This window comes from Opitutus sp. sgz309028, from assembly GCF_059821195.1.
Map to the genome: position 1 here is coordinate 873,042 of NZ_JCAMRR010000003.1, position 20,050 is coordinate 893,091.

At 65.7% G+C, this 20,050-nt stretch carries 13 protein-coding genes; 9 read left to right on the plus strand and 4 right to left on the minus strand.

Going from position 1 to position 20,050, the window contains the following annotated elements; genetic code table 11:
* Position 1: 1 nt before the first annotated feature.
* From AC6RV7_RS15195 to AC6RV7_RS15220, 6 genes are read left to right on the plus strand one after another with little or no spacing between them, the layout of a single operon-like run.
* Entirely contained in the window at positions 2 to 1,354 is a 1,353-nt protein-coding gene (locus AC6RV7_RS15195) for a hypothetical protein (RefSeq protein WP_500094868.1), read from the plus strand.
* A gap of 24 nt (positions 1,355 to 1,378) precedes the next feature.
* Positions 1,379 to 2,557 (plus strand): glycosyltransferase family 4 protein, encoded by a 1,179-nt coding sequence (locus AC6RV7_RS15200; protein WP_500094869.1) that lies wholly within the window; start codon positions 1,379 to 1,381, stop codon positions 2,555 to 2,557.
* Positions 2,554 to 3,768: a glycosyltransferase gene (locus AC6RV7_RS15205; protein ID WP_500094870.1), complete on the plus strand. Its 1,215-nt coding sequence runs from the start codon at positions 2,554 to 2,556 to the stop codon at positions 3,766 to 3,768. The genes AC6RV7_RS15200 and AC6RV7_RS15205 overlap by 4 nt, the downstream gene beginning before the upstream one ends.
* Positions 3,758 to 5,038, plus strand: a complete 1,281-nt coding sequence (locus AC6RV7_RS15210; RefSeq protein WP_500094871.1) for a hypothetical protein — start codon at positions 3,758 to 3,760, stop codon at positions 5,036 to 5,038. The genes AC6RV7_RS15205 and AC6RV7_RS15210 overlap by 11 nt, the downstream gene beginning before the upstream one ends.
* Entirely contained in the window at positions 5,028 to 6,212 is a 1,185-nt protein-coding gene (locus AC6RV7_RS15215; RefSeq protein WP_500094872.1) for a glycosyltransferase family 4 protein, read from the plus strand. The genes AC6RV7_RS15210 and AC6RV7_RS15215 overlap by 11 nt, the downstream gene beginning before the upstream one ends.
* The gene (locus AC6RV7_RS15220) at positions 6,191 to 7,090 is read left to right on the plus strand and encodes a polysaccharide pyruvyl transferase family protein (RefSeq protein WP_500094873.1); all 900 of its coding nucleotides are present in this window, start codon (positions 6,191 to 6,193) and stop codon (positions 7,088 to 7,090) included. The genes AC6RV7_RS15215 and AC6RV7_RS15220 overlap by 22 nt, the downstream gene beginning before the upstream one ends.
* Before the next feature lie 7 nt (positions 7,091 to 7,097).
* Here AC6RV7_RS15220 and AC6RV7_RS15225 read toward each other — a convergent pair whose 3' ends face one another.
* The gene (locus AC6RV7_RS15225; protein WP_500094874.1) at positions 7,098 to 9,518 is read right to left on the minus strand and encodes a hypothetical protein; all 2,421 of its coding nucleotides are present in this window, start codon (positions 9,516 to 9,518) and stop codon (positions 7,098 to 7,100) included.
* A 317-nt stretch (positions 9,519 to 9,835) separates the two neighbouring features.
* Here AC6RV7_RS15225 and AC6RV7_RS15230 point away from each other — a divergent pair, with 317 nt between their 5' ends.
* From AC6RV7_RS15230 to AC6RV7_RS15240, 3 genes are all read left to right on the plus strand, one after another.
* Positions 9,836 to 10,528, plus strand: coding sequence for a choice-of-anchor K domain-containing protein (locus AC6RV7_RS15230; RefSeq protein WP_500094875.1), 693 nt, complete (start codon positions 9,836 to 9,838; stop codon positions 10,526 to 10,528).
* A gap of 109 nt (positions 10,529 to 10,637) precedes the next feature.
* The gene (locus AC6RV7_RS15235) at positions 10,638 to 12,428 is read left to right on the plus strand and encodes an asparagine synthase-related protein (protein ID WP_500094876.1); all 1,791 of its coding nucleotides are present in this window, start codon (positions 10,638 to 10,640) and stop codon (positions 12,426 to 12,428) included.
* Positions 12,429 to 12,469: 41 nt separating this feature from the next.
* Positions 12,470 to 13,375, plus strand: a complete 906-nt coding sequence (locus AC6RV7_RS15240; RefSeq protein WP_500094877.1) for a glycosyltransferase family 2 protein — start codon at positions 12,470 to 12,472, stop codon at positions 13,373 to 13,375.
* Between the two features lie 61 nt (positions 13,376 to 13,436).
* Here AC6RV7_RS15240 and AC6RV7_RS15245 read toward each other — a convergent pair whose 3' ends face one another.
* The 3 genes from AC6RV7_RS15245 to AC6RV7_RS15255 all read right to left on the minus strand — a co-directional run bounded on the left by AC6RV7_RS15245 (position 13,437) and on the right by AC6RV7_RS15255 (position 20,033).
* Positions 13,437 to 15,548, minus strand: coding sequence for a hypothetical protein (locus AC6RV7_RS15245; protein WP_500094878.1), 2,112 nt, complete (start codon positions 15,546 to 15,548; stop codon positions 13,437 to 13,439).
* Positions 15,549 to 15,813: 265 nt separating this feature from the next.
* Positions 15,814 to 18,411 carry a tetratricopeptide repeat protein gene (locus AC6RV7_RS15250; protein WP_500094879.1) on the minus strand — a complete coding sequence of 866 codons (2,598 nt, stop codon included), beginning with the start codon at positions 18,409 to 18,411 and terminating at the stop codon, positions 15,814 to 15,816.
* Complete coding sequence (locus tag AC6RV7_RS15255; protein ID WP_500094880.1) at positions 18,408 to 20,033, minus strand: exosortase/archaeosortase family protein; 1,626 nt, start codon at positions 20,031 to 20,033, stop codon at positions 18,408 to 18,410. The genes AC6RV7_RS15250 and AC6RV7_RS15255 overlap by 4 nt, the downstream gene beginning before the upstream one ends.
* Positions 20,034 to 20,050 lie beyond the last annotated feature (17 nt).

A 20,050-nucleotide genomic window follows, 5' to 3' on the forward strand; every position in this document is an offset into this window, starting at 1 on the left:
GATGGATAAGCAGATCAAGTTCCTCATCTGGCTCTACGTGGTGCTGCTTTTGTTCGAGGGCGCGCTGCGCAAGTGGGTCATGCCATCGTTGTCGGATCCGCTGCTGATCGCGCGCGATCCGGTGGCGCTCGGCATTTATGCACTCGCGCTGATGTCCGGCCGTTTTCCGATGAACGGTTTCATCGTCGCGACGGGTGTGCTCGCCTTCTGTTCCACGGTGGCGAGCCTCTTCGTGACCAACACCAATGCGCTCGTGGTGGCTTACGGGCTGCGCATCAACTACGGCCACGTGCCGCTGATCTGGATCATCCCCCAGGTGCTGAATCGCAAGGACGTGGAGCGTATCGGCTCCTTCATCCTGCTCGTGGCGATTCCGATGACCGTGCTCATGATGATGCAGTTTCGCTCGCCGATGAATGCGTGGATCAACCGCGGCATCGGCAGCGACGAGGGCGGGCAAATCTACGGCGCGATGGGGCGCATTCGTCCGCCTGGGTTCTTCTCGTTCATCACCGGCCCGCAGCTTTTCTTCCCGCTCGCGGCGGCGTTCTTTCTGAATCAGGCGAGCGGTCACCGGCGGCTGTGGTGGCCCTTGTTGATCGGTTGCGGCCTCGCGATCCTGATCGCGCTGCCCGTCTCGATCAGCCGCACGGCGATGCTGGCAACGGCGATCGTCGGCCTCGCGTTCATCCTCTCCATGTCGCGCGCGGGCATCCGCTCCGGCGCGCACCTGAAGGCCGGCATCGCGCTCGGCGCCGTCGCGATCGCGGTCTCCTATCTGCCGATTTTCGGCGAAGCATCCACAGTCTTTCAGGCGCGCTGGGAAACCGCCGCGGTCAGCACCCAAGGCGACGCCTGGGGCGGAATCGTCGGCCGCATCGTCGGCGGCTTTACGCAACCGCTCCATTGGGCCTCCGTCGCGCCCTTTTTCGGCAACGGCATCGGCGTCGGCTCCAACGTCGGCGCACGGCTGTTGTCCGGTCGCGTCGGGTTCCTGCTCGCGGAGGACGAATGGGGCAAGATCTTCCTCGAGCTCGGACCGGTGCTCGGCGGCGCGTTCATTCTGTTTCGCCTGAGCATCGTGGCGCATCTCGGACTGAAGGCGCTCGGCGCGCTTTTCCAGAATCGCGACAACCTTCCGCTGCTGATCTTCTCGGCCTGTGCGATTCCCATCGCGCTGAATCAGTGGGCGCCACCGACGATTCTCGGGTTCGCAGTGCTCGGCGGCGGTCTGCTCCTCGCCTCGCTCAACGACGAAGACGATGAGGAAGAGGAGGAAGCGGAAAACGAAAATGAATCGACTGAAGTCGAACCGGTGGCCGCCGCGCCGGTCCCGTGGCGGGAACGTTACTAGGTCCAACCTTCACTTCGGCGATCCATGCGCATTCTCTTGATCGGAAACTTCGTGCCTGACCGGCAGGAAAGCATGCTGCGCTTTTCCCGGCTGCTCGAGCAAAGCCTGCGGGACGGCGGGCATGAGGTGCGAACCTGGTCGCCCGAGCCGCGGCTGGTCCGCCTGCTTCCCCGCTACCGTTACAACGGCGCGGCGAAGTTCATCGGCTATTTCGACAAATTCGTGCTTTTCCCGCGCCGCGTGCGGCAGCAACTCGCGCGCGGGCTGCAGGCGGACGTCGTCCACATCACCGATCACGCCAACGCGGTTTACGGTCCGCTGTTCGCGGGACGCCCGTTGTTAGCCACCTGCCATGACCTGCTCCAGATCCGCGCGGCGCACGGCGATTTCCCCCAGCACCGGGTCTCCGCGCTCGGCCGCCGCTACCAGTCGTGGATTCTCGAAAGCCTCGCGAAGCTCCCGCGCATCGTGGTGACGTCGCACCAGACGAGCCTGGAACTGCGCCGGCTCGCGAACGTGCCGCTCGAGCGCACCACCGTGATTCCGCTCGCGCTGAATTATCCGTATCAACCCGTGCCGCCGGCGCAGGCGCGCGCAATTGTGCGCGAGATGCTCGTCGAGCGCGGACTCGATCCGGGCGTGCTCGATCTCGATGGCCGCGGCTACCTCATGAACATCGGCGGTGGTCAGTGGTACAAGAACCGCCGCGGGGTGATTAACATCTACGCCGAGCTGCGCCGACGCCTCTCTCCGCCGCCGAAGCTGCTCATGGTGGGCAAACCGCTCGCGCCGGAGATCGTCGCGCGCATCCAGCGCCTGCGCCTGGCGTCGGAGATTGTCCACGTCTCGAATGTCTCCGAGGCGCAGCTCTCCGCCATCTACACGCTCGCGCAGGGATTGCTGTTTCCCTCGTGGCACGAGGGATTCGGCTGGCCGGTGGCCGAGGCCCAGGCCTGCGGTTGCCCCGTCTTTACCTCCGACCGCGCGCCGATGACGGAGGTGGGCGGCGAAGCGGGTGCCTATGTGCCGCCGGGCAACCCGCGCGAGGCCGGGCGCCGGATCGCGCTCGCCTGGGGCGCACGGGATGCCATGCGCGCCTGCGGACTCGCCCGCGCGCCCCAATGGAATCCGGGACACATGATCGCGCGCTACCTCGAGGTCTATCGTCAGGCGATAAACGCGCACGCGCCGGCAGCCGCATGAAACTGCTCCGCGTCATCGCCACCCTCGATCCGCGCCATGGCGGGCCGGCGGCGGGCCTGCGGGCGGTCACGCCTGCGCTCGCGGACCTCGGACACACGACGGAGTTTGTCAGCCTGGATGCTCCGGGTTCCGGAGCGCCGCGCGTGGGCGATGCGCCGGTGCACGCGCTCGGTCCGGCGCGTGGCGGCTATGCGTTTTCGCCCCGGCTGCTGCCCTGGCTGCAGCGTCACGCGCGGAACTACGATGCCGTGTTCGTGCACGGGCTCTGGCAATATCACGGCCGCGCGGTGCGTGCCGCGCTGCGCGACACATCTGTTCCCTATTTCGTGTTTCCCCACGGCATGCTCGATCCGTGGTTTCGTCGCGCGTATCCACTGAAGCATGCCAAAAAATGGGTTTACTGGCAGCTCTGCGAGAGGCGGGTGCTGAAGGACGCTGCCGCGGTGCTCTTCACCTGCGAGGAGGAGTTGCGGCTGGCGCGCACCACTTTCCGGCCGTTCGAGTGCCGCGAGCGGGTCGTCGCTTATGGCGCCGGCGCTCCGCCGGACGAGGCCGCGGCACAAATCGCCGCGTGGGAGCGCTCGCAGCCCGGTCTCGCCGGCCGACCCTTCTGGCTGTTTCTGGGCCGCGTCCATCCGAAGAAGGGCGTCGACTTGTTGCTGCGGGCCTACCGACAGATCGCGGCGGAGACCAGGCGGCCGCCGCCCGCATTGGTGATCGCCGGCCCGTGTGCCGACGCAGGCTATCGCGCGCGACTCGACTCCCTCGTCCGCGAACTACCAGCCGGCGGCGCGGTGCATTGGGCGGGCATGCTGCAGGGCGCGGAAAAATGGGGCGCGTTGCGCGCGGCCGAGGCATTTGTGTTGCCCTCGCACCAGGAGAATTTCGGCATCGCGGTCGTCGAAGCGCTCGCCGCCGGGACGCCGGTGTTGATCTCGCGCGAGGTGAACATCTGGCCCGAAATCGAGCGCGCCGGCGCCGGCTGGGCCGATGCCGACAACGAGGACGGCACGATGCGCCTGTTGCGGCGGTGGAGGGAAACCACGCCCACGCAGCAAGCGGCGATGCGCGAGGCCGCCCGGCGGTTGTTTCACTCGCGCTACGAAATTTCGCGGGTCGCGCGCAGTCTCGTCGAGACGATCGGCCCGCAGCTGACTTCAACCCGTCCGCGCTCTCCCCATGAAAACCCCCGTGCCTCCCATGCCGCCTGAAGGTGCCGTCGACCTGGTGGTCGATGCGCCATTCGCCGCGACTCCGCAACAGATCGAATTCTCGGCCCGTTTGGTGGACGCGGCCGGCGAGCGCAGGCTGTGGTTCCGGTTTCCAGCGGACGACGCGCCGATGCTGACCCGGCGTGCCGATCCCTTCGTGATCGCGACGCTCGTGTATGCGATGGATCGATACAAGCGGATGAACATCCACGGCGCCGTCTCCCCCGGCCTGCTCGCCAACCTCGCCGATTTTCAATCGGCCTACCAGGCGTTTCACCGCGGCCGGCCGGTGCCGCCAATGGAGCTCCAGGCATCGTCCACGGCGGAGGAGTTTCGCCCCGCGCGGACGCCGCGCGGGATCAGCGCGTTCTCGGGCGGCGTGGACAGCTGCTTCACCGTTTACCGGCACACGCCGCTCTCGTCGCTGCAGCCGAAGCGTCTGCTGTCGGGTTCGCTGATGATGCACGGCTTCGATATTCCGCTCGAACAGCGCGAGACCTTTCTCCGGGCCGCCGCCCGGTCGCGGCATCTGACCGACGACGCCGGGCTGGCGCTGCACCTCGGGGCGACCAACCTGCGCTCGCTCCCCGTCAAATGGGAGGACATTTATGCGACGGCGGTCGCGGCGTGCCTGGCATTCTACCAACCCGCCTACTCCTACGGCTTGCTGCCGTCGTTCCAGGATTGGTCGCACACGAAGTTCAACTACGGCTCGAGCCCGCTCACGGATCCAATGCTCTCCAGCCTGTCGTTCCCGATCGTGCACGACGGCACGTCGTTCGGCCGTATCCAAAAACTGGAGCTCCTCGCCCGGTGGCCGATGGCGATGCGGCACCTGCGTGTCTGCTGGCAGGGCGCGGAAATGGATCGCAACTGCTGTCGTTGCGAAAAGTGCGTGCGCACGATGCTGATGCTGGAGCTGGTGGGCGTGTCCCAAGCCGACGCCTTTCCGCTGCCGGTCGACCCGTCGGCAATCGAGCGGCTCGTGATCAAGGGCCCCAATGCGCTCGAGGAGCAGATCTATCTTTTGACGGAAGCGAAACGACGCGGCTTGCAGGCCCCCTGGGTTCCGGCGGTTGCCCGCACGATCAGCCGCAACCGCCGGCGCCAGCGCCTCTGGCAGGCCGGCAAGGCGCTGAAGGATTTCGTGCCCGCCGCGATGCAGGACGGCTTTCGTTCGGCGGCCAACCGCATCCTCTGGCGCAGTCGCGCGCGGACGCATTCCAGGGCCGCCGCTCCCGTCAACGGCACGAAGGCTCATGTCCACTGATTCGTCGCTGTTGCGTATTTCGATCGTCCAGGGCGCATTCCTCCCGGTGCCGCCACTGCTCGGCGGCGCCGTCGAGAAGGCCTGGTATGCGCTGGGACAGGAGTTCGCCCGGGCCGGGCACCAGGTGACGCATGTCAGTCGCGCCCATCCCGCGCTGCCGGCCGCCAATGTCGAGCACGGCGTGCAGCATCGTCGTATTCGCGGTTACGATACACCGGCGTCGCTCTGGCGCTTGAAGCAGCTCGACCTCCTCTACTCGTTGCGCGCCCGCCGGGTGCTGCCGCCAGGAGACGTCGTGGTCACCAACACGTTCTGGATGCCGATCGTGGAGCGACGCCGCTCGCGCGGGGTTCCGTATGTGCATGTCGCCCGTTTTCCCAAGGGGCAGATGCGGCTGTATGGGCGCCGGGCGGTTTTGCAGACGGTGTCCGAGCCGATCCGGGCCGCGATTCTGCGCGAAGCGCCGCGAGCGCGGGTGCAGGTCGTGCCTTACCCGGTCGGGCCGGCGTATTTGTCGGAGGCGGCGCCAGCAGCGAGTCCCCCGGTGATTCTCTACACCGGCCGGCTGCATCCGGAAAAGGGCGTGCACCTCCTCATCGACGCCTTCGTGCGCGTCAGCGCTGGCGCTTTGCAGAACTGGACGCTGCGCATCGTCGGTCCGTGGCGCACAGAGCAAGGTGGCGGCGGGGCGGATTATCGGGAACGCTTGCGCCGCAGTGCACACCCCGCGGGCGCGCGGATCGAATTGCTGGAGCCGATTTTCGACGAAACGGAACTTGCAAGGCAGTATCGAGGCGCCGCGGTTTTTGCCTACCCATCGCTGGCCGAACAAGGCGAGACGTTCGGCCTCGCCGTGCTGGAAGCGATGGCCTCGGGCTGCGCGCCGGTGGTCTCAAGCTTGGGCTGTTTTCAGGATTTCGTTCGCGCCGGCGAAAACGGTTTCGTCTTCGATCATCGCGGGGCGGATCCGGCCGCCAGCCTCGCGGAAGCGCTCGCATCCGCGACGGCCTCCGCCGCGGAACTGGCGCGCCGCCGGGCGGCCGCGTGGACCACTGCTCATGATTACACCCTGCCGGAAATCGCCGGCAGGTTTATCGCCGAATTTCGCCGGCTGCGGGAACCCCACGCGGGGACCGGGTCGTATGTCGAAGCATGTCTTCCCGACTCTCGATGAATGGCGCCCTGGCTCAACTGCTCACGGATCTCCGCGGGCGTGAGATCGTTGCGCTGTTGAACCGCGGCAACCGCGGCGATGGGGTGATTCACATGGGCGGCCGACGCCTGCTGTCGTCGCTGGGCGTAGCTTGCCGCGAGTTCCACGAAACGGACGACCTCGGCCGTATGAACGGCGACGTCCTGCTGATCTACGGCGCGGGCGCGCTCTCGCGCGGCACGCACTCGCTGCCGCGTTTGCTCATGTCGATGGCACCGCGCTTCTCGGAAATCGTGATTCTGCCGTCGTCGTTCGATCTCAACGAGCCGCGGGTGCGCGATTTCGCGGAGACATGGAATCAGAAGTTTACGGTGTTCTGCCGCGAACTCGTCAGCTTCGACATGCTGCGCCAGGCCGGCGTGAAGCCGAAGGCGCTGTTGATCGGCCACGATCTCGCCTTTCACGCGGACCTGAGCCCCTGGACCGCGCGGCCGGCCAGCGGACGCGCCGGCGTTTTTCGCCAGGACAACGAGGCAGCGTATGGCCGGCTGCCGCGCAACATGGACGTCATCGAGGACGCTTCCTACGGGCGGGACACGGAGCCGGAGCGCTTGCTCGATTTCGTCGCGCGTTTTTCGGAGATTCACACGGATCGCACGCACGGCGCGATCACGGCGGCGATGATGGGCCGGAAGGTGTTTTTCTATCGCAACAACTACTTCAAGAACGAGGCCATTTATCACCACAGCCTGGCAGCGATGCCGCACGTGCGCTTCATCAAGCGCACGCCGTTTTCGATGCGGCAGTTCACCCGCGCGCTGTATTGGGGCCGCGTGCGCCGCGTGGAGATGAAAGTGCGCCGGCTCTTCGGCGGCCGTCCGGCTGCGGCCGCCAGCTAAGACGCGATCAACGCATCGCCGGAGTATCGGGCCAGGCGCTTTCGCGGCCGTTCGCGTCGACGCTTGTCACCACATAACCGGCGTTCGCGGTGCTTTTCGCGTCCCGGTAACCGGTGCCAGTGAGGCGTTCGCCCGCCGGTGCCGTGTAGGGCGAATTGAGCCAGCGATAAGGACCGCCCGATTTCTCCGCGCGATAGATGCGATAGCTCGCCGCGCCCGGCGCGGGAGTCCACGAAACTTGCACAGTGGCGCCATTGCGCTGGACGCGCACATCCGCCGGCGGCGCGGGCAATGTCACCGGGCTCGCTCGGGTCAGTCCTTCGCGAACCAACAGATCGGCCAGCAGGTAGAACGTGAGGTCCGGCCAGTTTTTCCAGTGCCCCTTTCGCGCCTGGGCGTAGCGAATCGCCTCGGTCAGGCCGACCTTCGCTTCCTCTTCGGGCGCCTGTAGAAGCCGGATGAACGGCGCGCATGACCAGCCCAACCACCGGTGGGTGTGAGCCTGGCCGCGGAAAAAGTTGGCGCGCACGTCGCCCGAGTCGCTCTGATCCTTCGCCCATTCGCCGTGGTAGAGATCGGCGGTGACGTCGATGCAGTCGGTATAACGTCCATAGGCGAGCGGATGGAGCTGCAGATTCTCCCCTGCCAGCAATTCCGCCGTTCGTAACCAAAAATCGGATATGGCCTGGTAGAGATAGTCGGTCTGATCGGCGTCTTTCGCCGCGGCGCCGGTGTAGGGACGCTGTCCGCGTCCGAACACGCCGAGCACCGGCGGCGAGGTCGCGAGGTCGCGGTAAAAGCGAACGAGTTCCTCGTCTCCGGCGCGCTTCCCTTCCGTCAATCCAAACAGCATCGGCCCCATCTGCATGTTCAGCGTGCGGTTGAAACAGTCGATATACGGCAATCCGGTGGCGTCCGCCCGTCCGCCCACCTCACGAACCCCGCGCGCGTAAGCGAGGCCGACGGCGTGGACCGGATCCGGCACGTCCGCAAGCACGCCGAGGGCTGCGGCCGCGCTTTGCGTATAGGTGATATGATACGGATCGAGCATCCCGTAGGCGCGCCCCTTTTCGTCTTCGCGCAGCTTTCGTTTTCCGTTCTGCGTCAGCTTGGCGCGCGAGTTCTCTGCCCCACGGACGAGCCGCTCCTGATCCGCCTCCTTGGCGACCTGCGGCTGCGAAAGAATTTTTTGCATGCGATCGGCGCTGCCCAGCACCCAGGCGCGGCCCGCCTCCTGCCGCCAGCCGATCGGTTTCATCTCCCGCGCGATCGCCTGGAGCGCGGCATGCAACGACTCGACCGACGCACCCGGTTCCTCGACGACAGCCACCAGCGGCTGCACGTGATCGCGATAGGCCCGCCAAAGCGACTCCGGCTCGGCCGTGTCGATCGGCACGAGACGAACTTCGTTCCAGAAGCCGCGCAGCGAATCTTTCTCGCCCTCATTGCCCCGCTGCGACGCGGTCTGGCCGCGGAGCGAAAGCTGTTTCCCCTCGAGCGCGAAACGTCCGTTCGGTCCGCCGATCACCAGCGGCACCGCCAGCAGCGACGAACGTCGTCCGGCGCTCGTGAGGGCGTTCACGGTGTACGGCTGCTCCGCCCTCAACGCAAACCGCACGCCGGCGGGGATGTCGGTCAAGGTGAGGTTGGAGGCGGACGCGCCCTCCAGTTCGCCCGTGAGGACCCGGTAATCGCGCAGCGCCGCTCGCGCGCGAACACCTGGAATGATATCGGTCGTGACCACGACTTCGCGGCCGTGACGCGGCACGCGCATTTCCTGCTTCAGCACCGCGCCGTTTGGATCCACAATCCGGATACGCATTTTCGCGAACAAGGGGCCGGCGGCCCATGCGACCTCGCGCTTCGAGTCGCCATCGAAGCGGGTCTCGAAACCGGCCGCCTCCTTCGCCGCGGAAACCTGAAGCAGAACGCTCGGCCCGAGGCCCGCGCCATCGAAGGTCCAGCGGGCGTCGCCCCGGCGCACGCTCTTCAATCCGCCGCTGCGACGCGACCAGGTGACTTCGCCCTCGTCCGTCGCATAGATCAAAGCCTCCTTGGTCTCCCGGATTTCGGTCGGCTTCCGGGCGACCTCCGACGCGGCGGCGGACCGCTTGGTCAGCCGGAAACGTCGGTGAGCGAACGCGGGCAGATCGGTGGCGAACCAAACGTGCACCCGGCTGATACCGCCATCCGGTCCGCGGCGAATGTCATCAAACTGCACCTCGACGGGAGTCCCCGGAGCGTCGTCGGCCACGACGGCGAGTTCGGCCAGGGAGCGGCACTCTCCCTCCGCAAAGAAGACCGGCGCGCGGACCAGCTCACCCTTCCGCGATATGCCGGTTCTTTCTTCGACCGAGAAGACGCGCAAGGTGTCGGACTCGGCGGCCGACGCGACCAGCGGCGTCGCGTATCCGGAGTCCACACTCAAGAAGACATCAGAGGTTCCCTCAGTCGCGGGAGAAACGCCGCTGGCTGCGCAGACCGCGTTGGGGATAAACGCTACAACTGCAAAAAGCCAAGCGGCGTAAGCGGATGAGAAAGGCGGGCGCATGTTCCCGCCGACCGGCTAATTCAAGGGTGGTTCCTAGGGCGGGATTGCTCGTTTCCCCTATGAGGCAATCGGGAGAATGCGATGGCCAATCCTCTTGTAATCAATAACCTGTAAAACATCCTGACAGCAGCTACCCGCTGGCGGGTGGCGAAGTTCGTTTGATGTTACATCAACAGTATCAACCAAGGAAAACAATGCACACACGCATTCGTTCATTACTCGCGGCAGCCTGTGGGCTGGCGCTGACGTGCTCGTTGGCGAACGCCCAGCTATTGCTGAGCGGTAAGACAACGGGCACGTTTGTCGATCTGGCCGAGGCTAATACCACGGTCAGCAATGCACCCGATGGCAGCTGGGCAAAATTCTCGACGGGCATCCCTTACGGCGCGTCGACCCAGTCCTCGATCGAGTTTTCCAACGACACCTTCACGGATGTCGGTTATGGCGAGCCGATCCAAGTCGGGCTGTTCACGATCACCAACGGTCGCACGTTGCTGGGTTCGGGTGCGCCCACGGCGCAGTTCAATCTCGGCCTCGAGTTGACCTCGCCGGAGTGGCAGGAAATCGCGCTGACGACGATGACCTTCCACATCGATCACACGCCGAACAATGCCGGCACGAACCCCGACCAGTTCTCGGTCGCGTTCACCCAGCCGCCGTCGGTCAAGATCGCGGACTACCTCGTGCAGTTCCACGTGCACTTCGACCCGATGGAATTCCAGGTTCCGGAGGACACCTGGGTGCAAAAGGGCGACGTCTATGTGACGTTCACGCCGGTTCCGGAGCCGTCCACCTATGCGGCTTTCGGCGCGGCGTTGCTGGTCGGCTTCGTGGCTTATCGCCGCTTCCGCGGCAACAAGCCCGCCACGACGCCGGCGGCTGCCTAAGCGAGTTCATTCCGTTCTTTGCGGGCTGCTTCCAATTCGTTGGGAGCAGCCTTTTCCATTTTGTGTCCAAGCCGGAGCGGTCCTCCGCCGCGCTTCAACTCTCCCCTCCATGGCCAACTTCATCCTGATTCGCGATTCCGATCGCGACCGCGGCCGCGCCGCCGCACTACAGGCGCGCGACCAGGTCGCCTTCCTGCCGCGGATGCAGGCCGATCTCTGCCTGATATCCGACTATGCGGTCGCGTGGGCCGCGGCCCCCGGCGCTCCCGTCAGCCGGCACGACGCGCACGGTCCATCCGGCATCTCCTGCCTCCTCTTTGGCGAACCGCATGACGACGACGGAGAGAGCGTGGACGCCGCAGCGTTGTCGGCTCGCCAGGCCATCGCCTGGGATTCGGTGCATCAACTTAATGGATACTACGCGGCGCTGATGTTCGACCCGTTGCACGGGTTGCGGGTGGAGGCGGATGTCCTCGGCATCTTCCCGATATATTACTGGCAGTCCGGGGACGTCGTCCTGGTCGCAAGCAGTCCCGAACTCTTCCGTTGTCATCCTTCGTTCCGCCGCGAGACCGATCTTCACGGCATCGCCGCGCTGCTGCTCACCAGCGGGATGGTCGGCGGCCGGACCCTCCTGCAGGGCGTGACGCGGCTCGGTCCGGATCATGTGCTGCTGTGTCCGCCCGGTGGTGCGGCGGTGGAACTGTCGCCGCCCGCGCTCGAACCCGGGGCTCCGCTGACGTCACTGGAGGAGGCGGTCGAGGAGGCGTCCGCGCTGCACCGCGCGTTTCTCCGTTCGGCTCTGCGCTCGGCGCGTCAGCCAGGACTGCAGTTGTCCGGCGGACTGGACTCGCGACTGCTCGCCGGTTTCGTGCACGAACTCGGCCATCACCCCGCCTGCCTCACGTTCGGTCGTCGCGAAGATCTCGATGCACGTTGCGCGACCCAGGTGGCACAGCACCTCGCGTGGCCGCAGACGTTTTGGGAAAGCGAGCCCGCGGACTACGCCAGCTATGCGTCGTCGTGCGTGCGGCAGGAGAATCTCAGCGGCGGGCTCTATTCGCTGGCAATGGGCTGGAATATTTCGGTGCGACCTCCGCCGGTCGAAATGGATCGCATGGTCTGCGGCCTGACGCTCGACGCCGTGATCGGCGGTCCGAAGCACACTGCTCGCGCAGACGGCGATCTCGCGTTCGAACAACTGCGCATCGGACGCCTCGGCTTCCAGCGCGAGCAACTCGCACGCCTCGTCGCCGAGCCGGCATTGCTCGCAGCCTGCGAGGACATCCGCAACGAGCTGGTGAAAGCTTACCGGGACGCCGCCCCGACCGACGCCTTGCGCGAATGGCGGATGAATCTCGCGCACCGGCACCGCTTCGCCGTCGGCGTGTGCGCCTGGCGTTTCTCGCTGTTTTCCTGGCCCGTGCTGCCCGCGCTCGATCGCCGTCTGATCCGGCTCGCCGCCCGGCTGCCGCATTCGTTGGTCGAGAAAAGGCGCGTGCAGACGCACATGCTCATCACGCGTTTCCCGGAGCTCGCGCGGCTCGAGATCGACCGCAATTACGTCGACACCTTTCCGATTCTCGGCCCGAAACTGTCGCCCTGGGGTCAACTCCGGCGCCGGCTGGTGCGCTGGTCGCGACATGTGCAATGCCGGATCGGCCGCGAGCCGCGCTTTTATGTGCGCACGATGGAGATCAACGGGCCGGGCTGGCGTGTCGTGCGGCGGCTGGCCGATCAAGCGCGGTCGTCGGCGCGCGAGCTGTTCAAGCCGGACGAACTCGCCGCAGTGGTGCCGCCGGCGGACGCGCGGATTCCTCGCTTCGAGGACCCGATCATTCACTCCACCCCGCTGAAAAACACAGTCGGAGTCATGTTGTGGCTCCACCAGCGCGCATGAGCTGACACCAGAACGGGTTCGCGCTGTCCGTGAAGACCTCCATGCCCAAAGTCCCTGTATCCGTCCTCGTCCCGATCCGCAATGAAGCGGGCAACCTCCCCCGTTGCCTCGCCTCCATCGCTTGGGCCGACGAGATTGTCGTCGTCGATTCGCAAAGCACGGACGATTCGGCGGAGATCGCGCGCCGGCACGGCGCGGAGGTCGTCCAGTTTCGGTTCAACGGCATCTGGCCGAAGAAAAAAAACTGGGCGTTGGAGAACATCCCGTGGCGCCATGAATGGGTGCTCATTCTCGATGCCGACGAAGTGATGCCGCCCGACGCGGAGAGAGAGATCGCCGGACTCGTCGCGCGCGACGGCGCGGGGCACGCGGGCTACTGGATCAATCGTCGCTTCATGTTCATGGGGCGCTGGCTCAAACACGCGTATTATCCGAACTGGAACCTGCGGCTCTTCAAACACCGGCTCGGCCGCTACGAGCGACTCGTGCAGGGCGCCACCGAAAGCGGCGACAACGAGGTTCACGAGCACATCATCGTGAACGGCACGACGGGCCGGCTGCGCTGCGAAATGGATCACTACGCGTTCGCGTCGATCGACGTATTCGTCGAGAAGCACAACCGCTATTCGAATTGGGAAGCGCGGCTGGAACTCGAGGAGGGCCTCGATCATGCACGCAATCACGTGCCGCAATCCGCACCGGTGCGGCTCCGCCGGATGTTGAAACGGCTGGTGCGCCGCCTCCCCTGCCGGCCGCTCCTGCGCTTTCTCTACGTTTACATTTTCCAGGCCGGCTTTCTGGACGGACGCGAAGGCTATCTCTTCGCGCGTTTGCACGCGGTCTACGAATTTCTCGCGGTGGCGAAAGCGGCCGAGTTGCGGAAGCAACGCCAGCTGGCGAGCGTCCCGGCGACGAAACTCGTGCCGGAGAACGCCCCCACGCCCTGAGCAAAAAAAAGAGGCCCGTCGCATGCGACGGGCCGGGAGTCATCGACTGCGAATCGCCAGACTATGGATTCGCGGCCAAACTGCTCACCTGAAAGATATCCCAAAACCGCTCGCCGCTGCCGTTGCTCAACAAGCCATGCCGCGTCGCGCTCTCGTTGAATGCAACGTCGATCGTCTTCACGACCGCGCCGTCGATCGTCAGCGTGATGGTCGTTCCGTTCAGCGTCGCCACGAGCAAGTGATCGACCCCCATCGCGAACGCCTGTTTTCCACTGGTGAGCGTGGAGGTGCTGCCGCCAGCCGTTTTCTGCAGCGCCCAGTCCTTGCTGCTGATCACGAACCGAAGGTAGTTGGAGCTGCTGCTTGAGCGCAGGATCAGTCCGGTCGGATTGCTGCCGGTGCGGACCGTCGCGGCGACTTGCGCGTCCGCCACCCCGGTCTCGATTACCGCGCGGCTTGAGATCACCGTCGTCGTCTCGCCGGTCGTGGTGAGGGTGAAGAGTCCGCTTTCGACCCGCCACTCGGCGCCAGTCGGAGCGACGCCGTCCGGAATGCGGCGATTGAGCACGCCGCCACTGGCGGAGAATCCGTCGGACAACACGACCGTCGGTCCCGCGGCGGGCGGGTTTTCGACCGGAGCCGGTGCCGGAGCCGGGACTTCGGGTTCGGGGTCAACCGGCGTGGCGGGCTCGGTCGGCTCGGCGGGCGCCTCAACCACGGGCTCTTCCGTCGGCACATCCTGCGGCGCTTCGACGACCGGCTCCTCCGGCGTGGGGTCTTCCACCACCGGCTCGGGCGCGGGCTCGACGATCACCGGGACGCTCGGCACCAACAAGGCGGGATCGACCAACGCCTTCATCGTCGCCTGGCCGAACGCCCATTCGCTCGCGATCGTGTTGTAGACGCTGCGCTCGAACGTCAGCGGCAGCGTGGCGCCGCGCATGGTCATGTAGCCGCGCAGCGTTTCCTGGGAAGTGAGATCGGAGCCAATTTCGCTGATCCCGGTCAGGGCGTTGAGCCGCTGATAGAAGGGCGTGAACTCGTTGAGCACGGCGCGGCGCGAGACGACGCTGGAGGACGAGGAATACGTCGGATGCAGCACGTAATCGAGCTTCGGGGCCTTGTCGCCGAAGTTCTGGTGGTAGTCGAAAATCGCATACGGCTCGCCGAGACCAAGCGCCGCGATGTCCTTTTTCATCGCGTTCTTGTGCACGATGACGGTGTCGATCGCGCGGTTGCGCGACGGCACGGTTTCCGAGGTGTGCCAGTTGCGATTGGTGTCCTTGCTGGGGCCGTAGGCCGTGCCGCGCCACAGGCCGGCGAGTTCGCCGGTGGGATTCACGAACGGATAAACGACCGTGAGATATTCGGCGCGGTAGGCTTTCGCCTCGTCGCTGTCGGACTTCAAAATCCAGTCGACCGCGGCCTGGAGCGCCACCTTGGTCTGGCCCTCGTAGGGATGCTGGCCGCTGACGAGCATCACGAGCTTCTTGGGGCTCGCCGCCGGATCCTTGATCACGAAACCGTAGAGCGGCATGTCGGGAATCGCGCGACTGAACGCCGCGCCCGCCGGGGCGCCGGACTGGTAGCCAATCAGGAACGAGCCCGCCGCGCTCTCGCTCGGCGTCGGCCTGACCCACGGATGCGTCAGCACGTCGGCTTCGATCCATTCATAGAAATCGCCGACGGGGAAATGCTCATTGATGCTCACATACACGACGTCCTCGGTGAACGACGCCGCGTTGCGGGCCTCGACCTTCCAGGTGGAGGATCCCGAACCGGAGCGCGCGTAGGTGTCGAATTCGTTCCACTTCACCGCGTTCGGCTCGTAGCTCCACACCGGCTTCAGCTGTTGAAAGGAAATCGAGTCGCCCTGGAGGATCATTTTGCCGCTCCCCGGTGAGGTGAGGGGCAGACGAAAGACCGGCGACTTTCCCTTCATGCCGCGAATCGCGAAAAGCACGTTGCGCCAGCGGGTCGCCCCGCCAAGCGCCTCGCTCGCGTGTGCGCGCGGCACGATGGTCACGATGGCGCCGTCGAAGCTCGAATACTTCGTATCGAGGTTTCCTCCATCGCGAGGTTCGGCAAAAGCGCCGACAAAATTTTCTTGGGCGCTGGCGGCTGTTGCGAGCCCAAGGAGCGCCGTGACGAGGAGCAGAACTTTCTTTAGCATTCTTGATGACGTTGAGGTTGCGGAGCCGCTTGGCCCCGCACACGCGCCCCCGCCCATCCCGCTGTGGCGTGAACACACGCTGGCGCGTGCCCTCGTTGTGTCGGCACACGACGGAACTCTTCAATCAAGAACCTAGGAACATCCCTGTATTCACAGTGGGTTAACATTCTGGATAATCGGAATAGTAAAATCCCCGATAATCCAGGTGCGCACAAAAAAAGAGCGGGCCGCAGCCCGCTCCCTTTGTTCGCGCTTTAGGTGCTCGTCAGTTCAGACGCGACACGCCGTCGAGCTCGCGCAACTTGCTCGCGACCAAGGTCGCGATGCTCGCCTCCTCGGGAAGCGCACCTTCCGCGCGGAAGGTCTGCAGCGCTTTTGCCGCTTCGTCGCGACGGCGCAGATCCGCGAGCACGGCCGCTCGCAACAGCGACGCAGGCACGAGCTGCCCGTCGTCACCTCGCAGGTCCTCGAGGATATCCCACGCTTCACCCGCGCGCCGCTGCTTCCAAAGCGAGAAGGCGTAAACCAGCTGGCGCGTGGGCTCGTTCGGCGCCGCGCGATACGCCTCCTGGGCCGCGACATAGGCGCGCGTGATGTTCAAGCCGCTGAGCATGCTGTAATACGCGAAGCCGGCGCGCTGGTTCTCGTCGTCGGGGTGAGCGGACAGATAGGCGCGAAGCACGGACACCAACTCGGCCGTCCGCCCGGCGGAACGGTAATAACTCATCAGCTGCGCAAACGCCTCGGTGTCCGCGGGATTGTTTTCATAGAGCCGCGCGAGCGCCTCGGCGCGCTCCGCCGGCCACTCCCACCGCCGCGCCAGCGTCTCGAGCTGCTCCAACCGGCTGCGGTCGCCGGAGGCGGTGCCGAGCGCCGTCCGCCAATAGGACCGTGCCGTGCTTTCGTCCGCTCGCGAGCGGGAGACGTAGGCCACCAGCGCGAGTCGCAGATGTTCGTGATCGCCCCACGCGCCCTTCCGCAGTTGCGCGCCGAGCCCTTTGATATCTCCGACCGCAAACAGCGCATCCGCGGTCTGCATGTCGACGGTGGCCGTCCGGCGGACTTCTTCGGGCAAACTGTGCAGCCAGCCTTTGCTGCGATCCACTTCGCCGCTGTTTTTGAGCGCGACCAGGCGGAGGTCTTCACCGCGTTCGCGGTCGACGCGCGCGATCTCCTCGGTGGTGCGCGCCACCAGGCGCCGTTCCTCGGGCAGGAAATTGGTCGTGCGCAATCCCGCGAGCAGATCGGCGGCACCGGCCGGATCGCCGGCGCCGACCCGGAACAACGCCCGGAACATCGTGCGTTCGGGCGTCGCCAGCGCCGCCGGTCGCAGGGTCTCGAGGAGCGCGAGCGCGTCCTTCGGCTTGTTCTGCTTGTAAAGCGCGAAGGCCTGGGTCGTGACGAAGAAAGGATTCTCCGGATCGCTCCGGTAGTTGGTCTGGGCGTATTCGTAGGCCTTGGACAGATTCGAATCGAGCAACAGGCTCGTGTAGGCGACGTTGTTGCGCACCATCGGGTCGTCGGAGGAAAACTCCGCCAGCCGCACGAAGATGCGATTGAGATTGGCGGTGCGTCCCTGATGCCGCTCCCATGCGATCAGCTGGCGGCTGATGGATTCGTTGCGCGGCATCAGCGCGAAGAGTTTCCACACGAGGTCGTATTGCTCGGATTGCCAGCCCCACTTCGCCACGAGAGCCAGCAGTTCCGAAATCTGGCGCGGGCTGTCGCCGGCCTGGAGCACCGCGAGCCGCCAGGCGTTGCCCGCGTCCGCCAGCCGGCCGGTTTTTCGCGCCGAATACGCCGTGAACGCCTGCCGCATGAATTCGCGGTTCTTCCACGGCGTCCCGGAGGTCGCGGCATCGAGGCGCGCCCACTCCTTCCATTCGAGAAACGCTCGGGCGATCGCCTCCTGGACGGCGACGTCCTCCCGGACTTCGCGCGGCAGCGAGTCGAACCACTTGCGCGCTTCCTGCGCGAGCCCGGTGTCGCGGTAGTAACCGATCAGCGCCACCACCGCGCGCGGGTCGTTGGCAAACTCCGTCTGCAGCCGGTTGCGATAGGCCTCGGCCCGGTCGCTGTCGCCACGCGCGAGTCCCGACAGCACCAGCACCTGCTGCTCGCCGTTCAGCGTGCGGTCTTCGCGCAGTTCGTTCGCCAGCGCGACCGCCGCGGCATCGTCCTTCCGCTCGAGCGCATCGCGCAGGAGCAGGCTCAGCGCGCGCACGCGCAAAGCCGGACGCCCGGCGAGCGTCTTGAGCTCGGCACGGACTTCCGGTTCGCGGCCCTCGGGGTCCTCGGCGAGTTCGATTTCGGCCAGGTCGAGTCGCGCGTCCTCGTTGTTGGGATCGAGGCTCACGAGCGAATAAAGGTGAAGTTTCGCGGCCACCGGACGACCCGCGCCCAGGTAGGTCTGCGCGGCGAGCTGGTGAAACGGCACACTCCGCTTGGCGTCGTCGTCGGCGCCTTCGATGGCATCGATCGCGTCGCGATAATCGCCGTATTGGAGAGCGAGGCGGATCAACTCCAACCGGTTCTCCAACCGATCCTCGAGCCGCAGCACGTTGCGTTGGTAATAGATCGATTCCGGCGTGTCCTTCGCCTTCGCCGCAGCCGCCGCGAGTTTCCAATGCGAGAGGCTGCGCTGATTGTCGCGCAGCGCCTGCCGCGCCGTGAGCAGGGCGTTGTCGTAATCGCCCGACGCCATGTAACTCTCGGTCATGCGGGCCAGCTTGGCTTCGCGCCAGCCCTTGTAGGCGGGCCACGCGTGATAGCGAGCGACGTAGTAGCCGCCGGGCAGGCCGATCCCGAGGACGACCAGCACGATCAGCCAGCGGCGCGCGGGAGATTTCGTTCCAAGTTTCATGAGCGATGAGCGGACGCCGGAGGCGTCCCGTCCGTGGTGATGATGCCCTGCAGCGTCGACTCGAGCTGGTCGCGCGCTTCCGCTCCGTCGAGCGGACCGGTGATGGCGATGCCGATCACGCGCTGCCCGAGATTGCGCTCGCCGCGCAGCACCGAGCGAATGCGTTCGGTCGAGTTGGCCTGCCGGTAAACGACGCGGCCGTCATAGCTCGCCTGGTTGTCTTCGAGAATCGCATGGAACACATACACGTCGCGGCCGCCGTCGTTGAACAGGTAAGTGACGAACGGCAGCGTGAGATCTCCGACGCGGCAAACGAAGGGGCCGGTCTCCGCGACCAGTTGCAGGCCGCTCGCCGGCAGGCAAACGGTCGGATAATGTCCGCCGGCAAGAAACTTCGAAACGCGTCCCGGCAGCCAGCGGAGATAATACATCTGCCACAACGAACCGTCGCTGCTGCGCCACGAGGAGATCTTTCCCTCGTTGTATTTCAGCAGCGCGCGCGAGCGCTCGCCGAGTTCGTCCTGGCGGAATTGCGCCGCCTCGCGTGGCCAGCGGATGTCCCAGGCGACCGGCTTCGCGAACTGGCGTTCGTGATACGCATACCAACCCTGCGTCGCCGCCTCCGCCGTGCCGAGCCACGCCAGGCCAGCGAGGGCGAACCAGAACGGAAACGGACCGCGACGTGGGGCGGGCGCAGTCGTGGGCTGCACGTCCGCCGGCTGACGCCGCCAGCGCTGAAACAGCTCCGCCAGGAGCCAAAGCGAAACGAGGCAAAGCACCATCGCGACGTTGCCCACGGTGTCGTGCCATTTTTCCGAGAGCGCATTGCCACCGACCCCGCTCAACGCCGCCAACGTGACGGTCCGCGCAAAGTTCAAGCCGAACGCGACCGCAAACGAACTCAGCAGCAAGGCGCCGCGCGCCAGCCAGCCGAACCGGTAAAACTCGCCGAAGAAAAGCGACACCATGAACGCGGTCTGGAGCGACCGCACGCCGCTGCAGGCCTCCTCCACGTTGACCCACGACGTGCCGACGAGAATCAGGTTGCCCTTCGTCAGCGCGGGCATGCCGCTCAACGTCAGCACCTCCGCGCAGGCGTTGGCATTCCAGCTCATCAGCCACTTCGTCGCATTGTCCTCCATCCACACCGGCCACGGCAGCGCGGTCATGCAGAACAGAATTGGAAACGCGCAGAACAACGCGCCGCGCCAGCCACTGAGCGAGAACACGGCGGAGAACGACAATCCGATCACTAGGCCGGTCATCAGCCAGTTGATCTTCACCCAGTCGGGATTCGCCTCCTGCACGACGCGGATCGGCAGATACGCGAGGAGCAATAGCGCCGGAATCGCGAGCCAGGCCCAGGAACGCGTCGGCCGGCACGCCGCCGGCCGCGTGCGCCAGCGCTCATAGACGAGATAACCGGCGAGAAACGGGACCGCCCAGCCGTAAGCGTAGGTCGGGTTTACACTCCATTCGAGGCGCTGCTGGTTCCACACCAGCAGCCACGCCACGGCCAAAAGCGCGAAGCCCGCCCACCACGCGCGCCGGGTGGCAGCGTGAAGGGGGCGGTCGGTTTCGAGAGAGACACTCGTTGAGCGCAGGCTGGAGGCAGCATCCATAGGCAGGCCCTACTGAC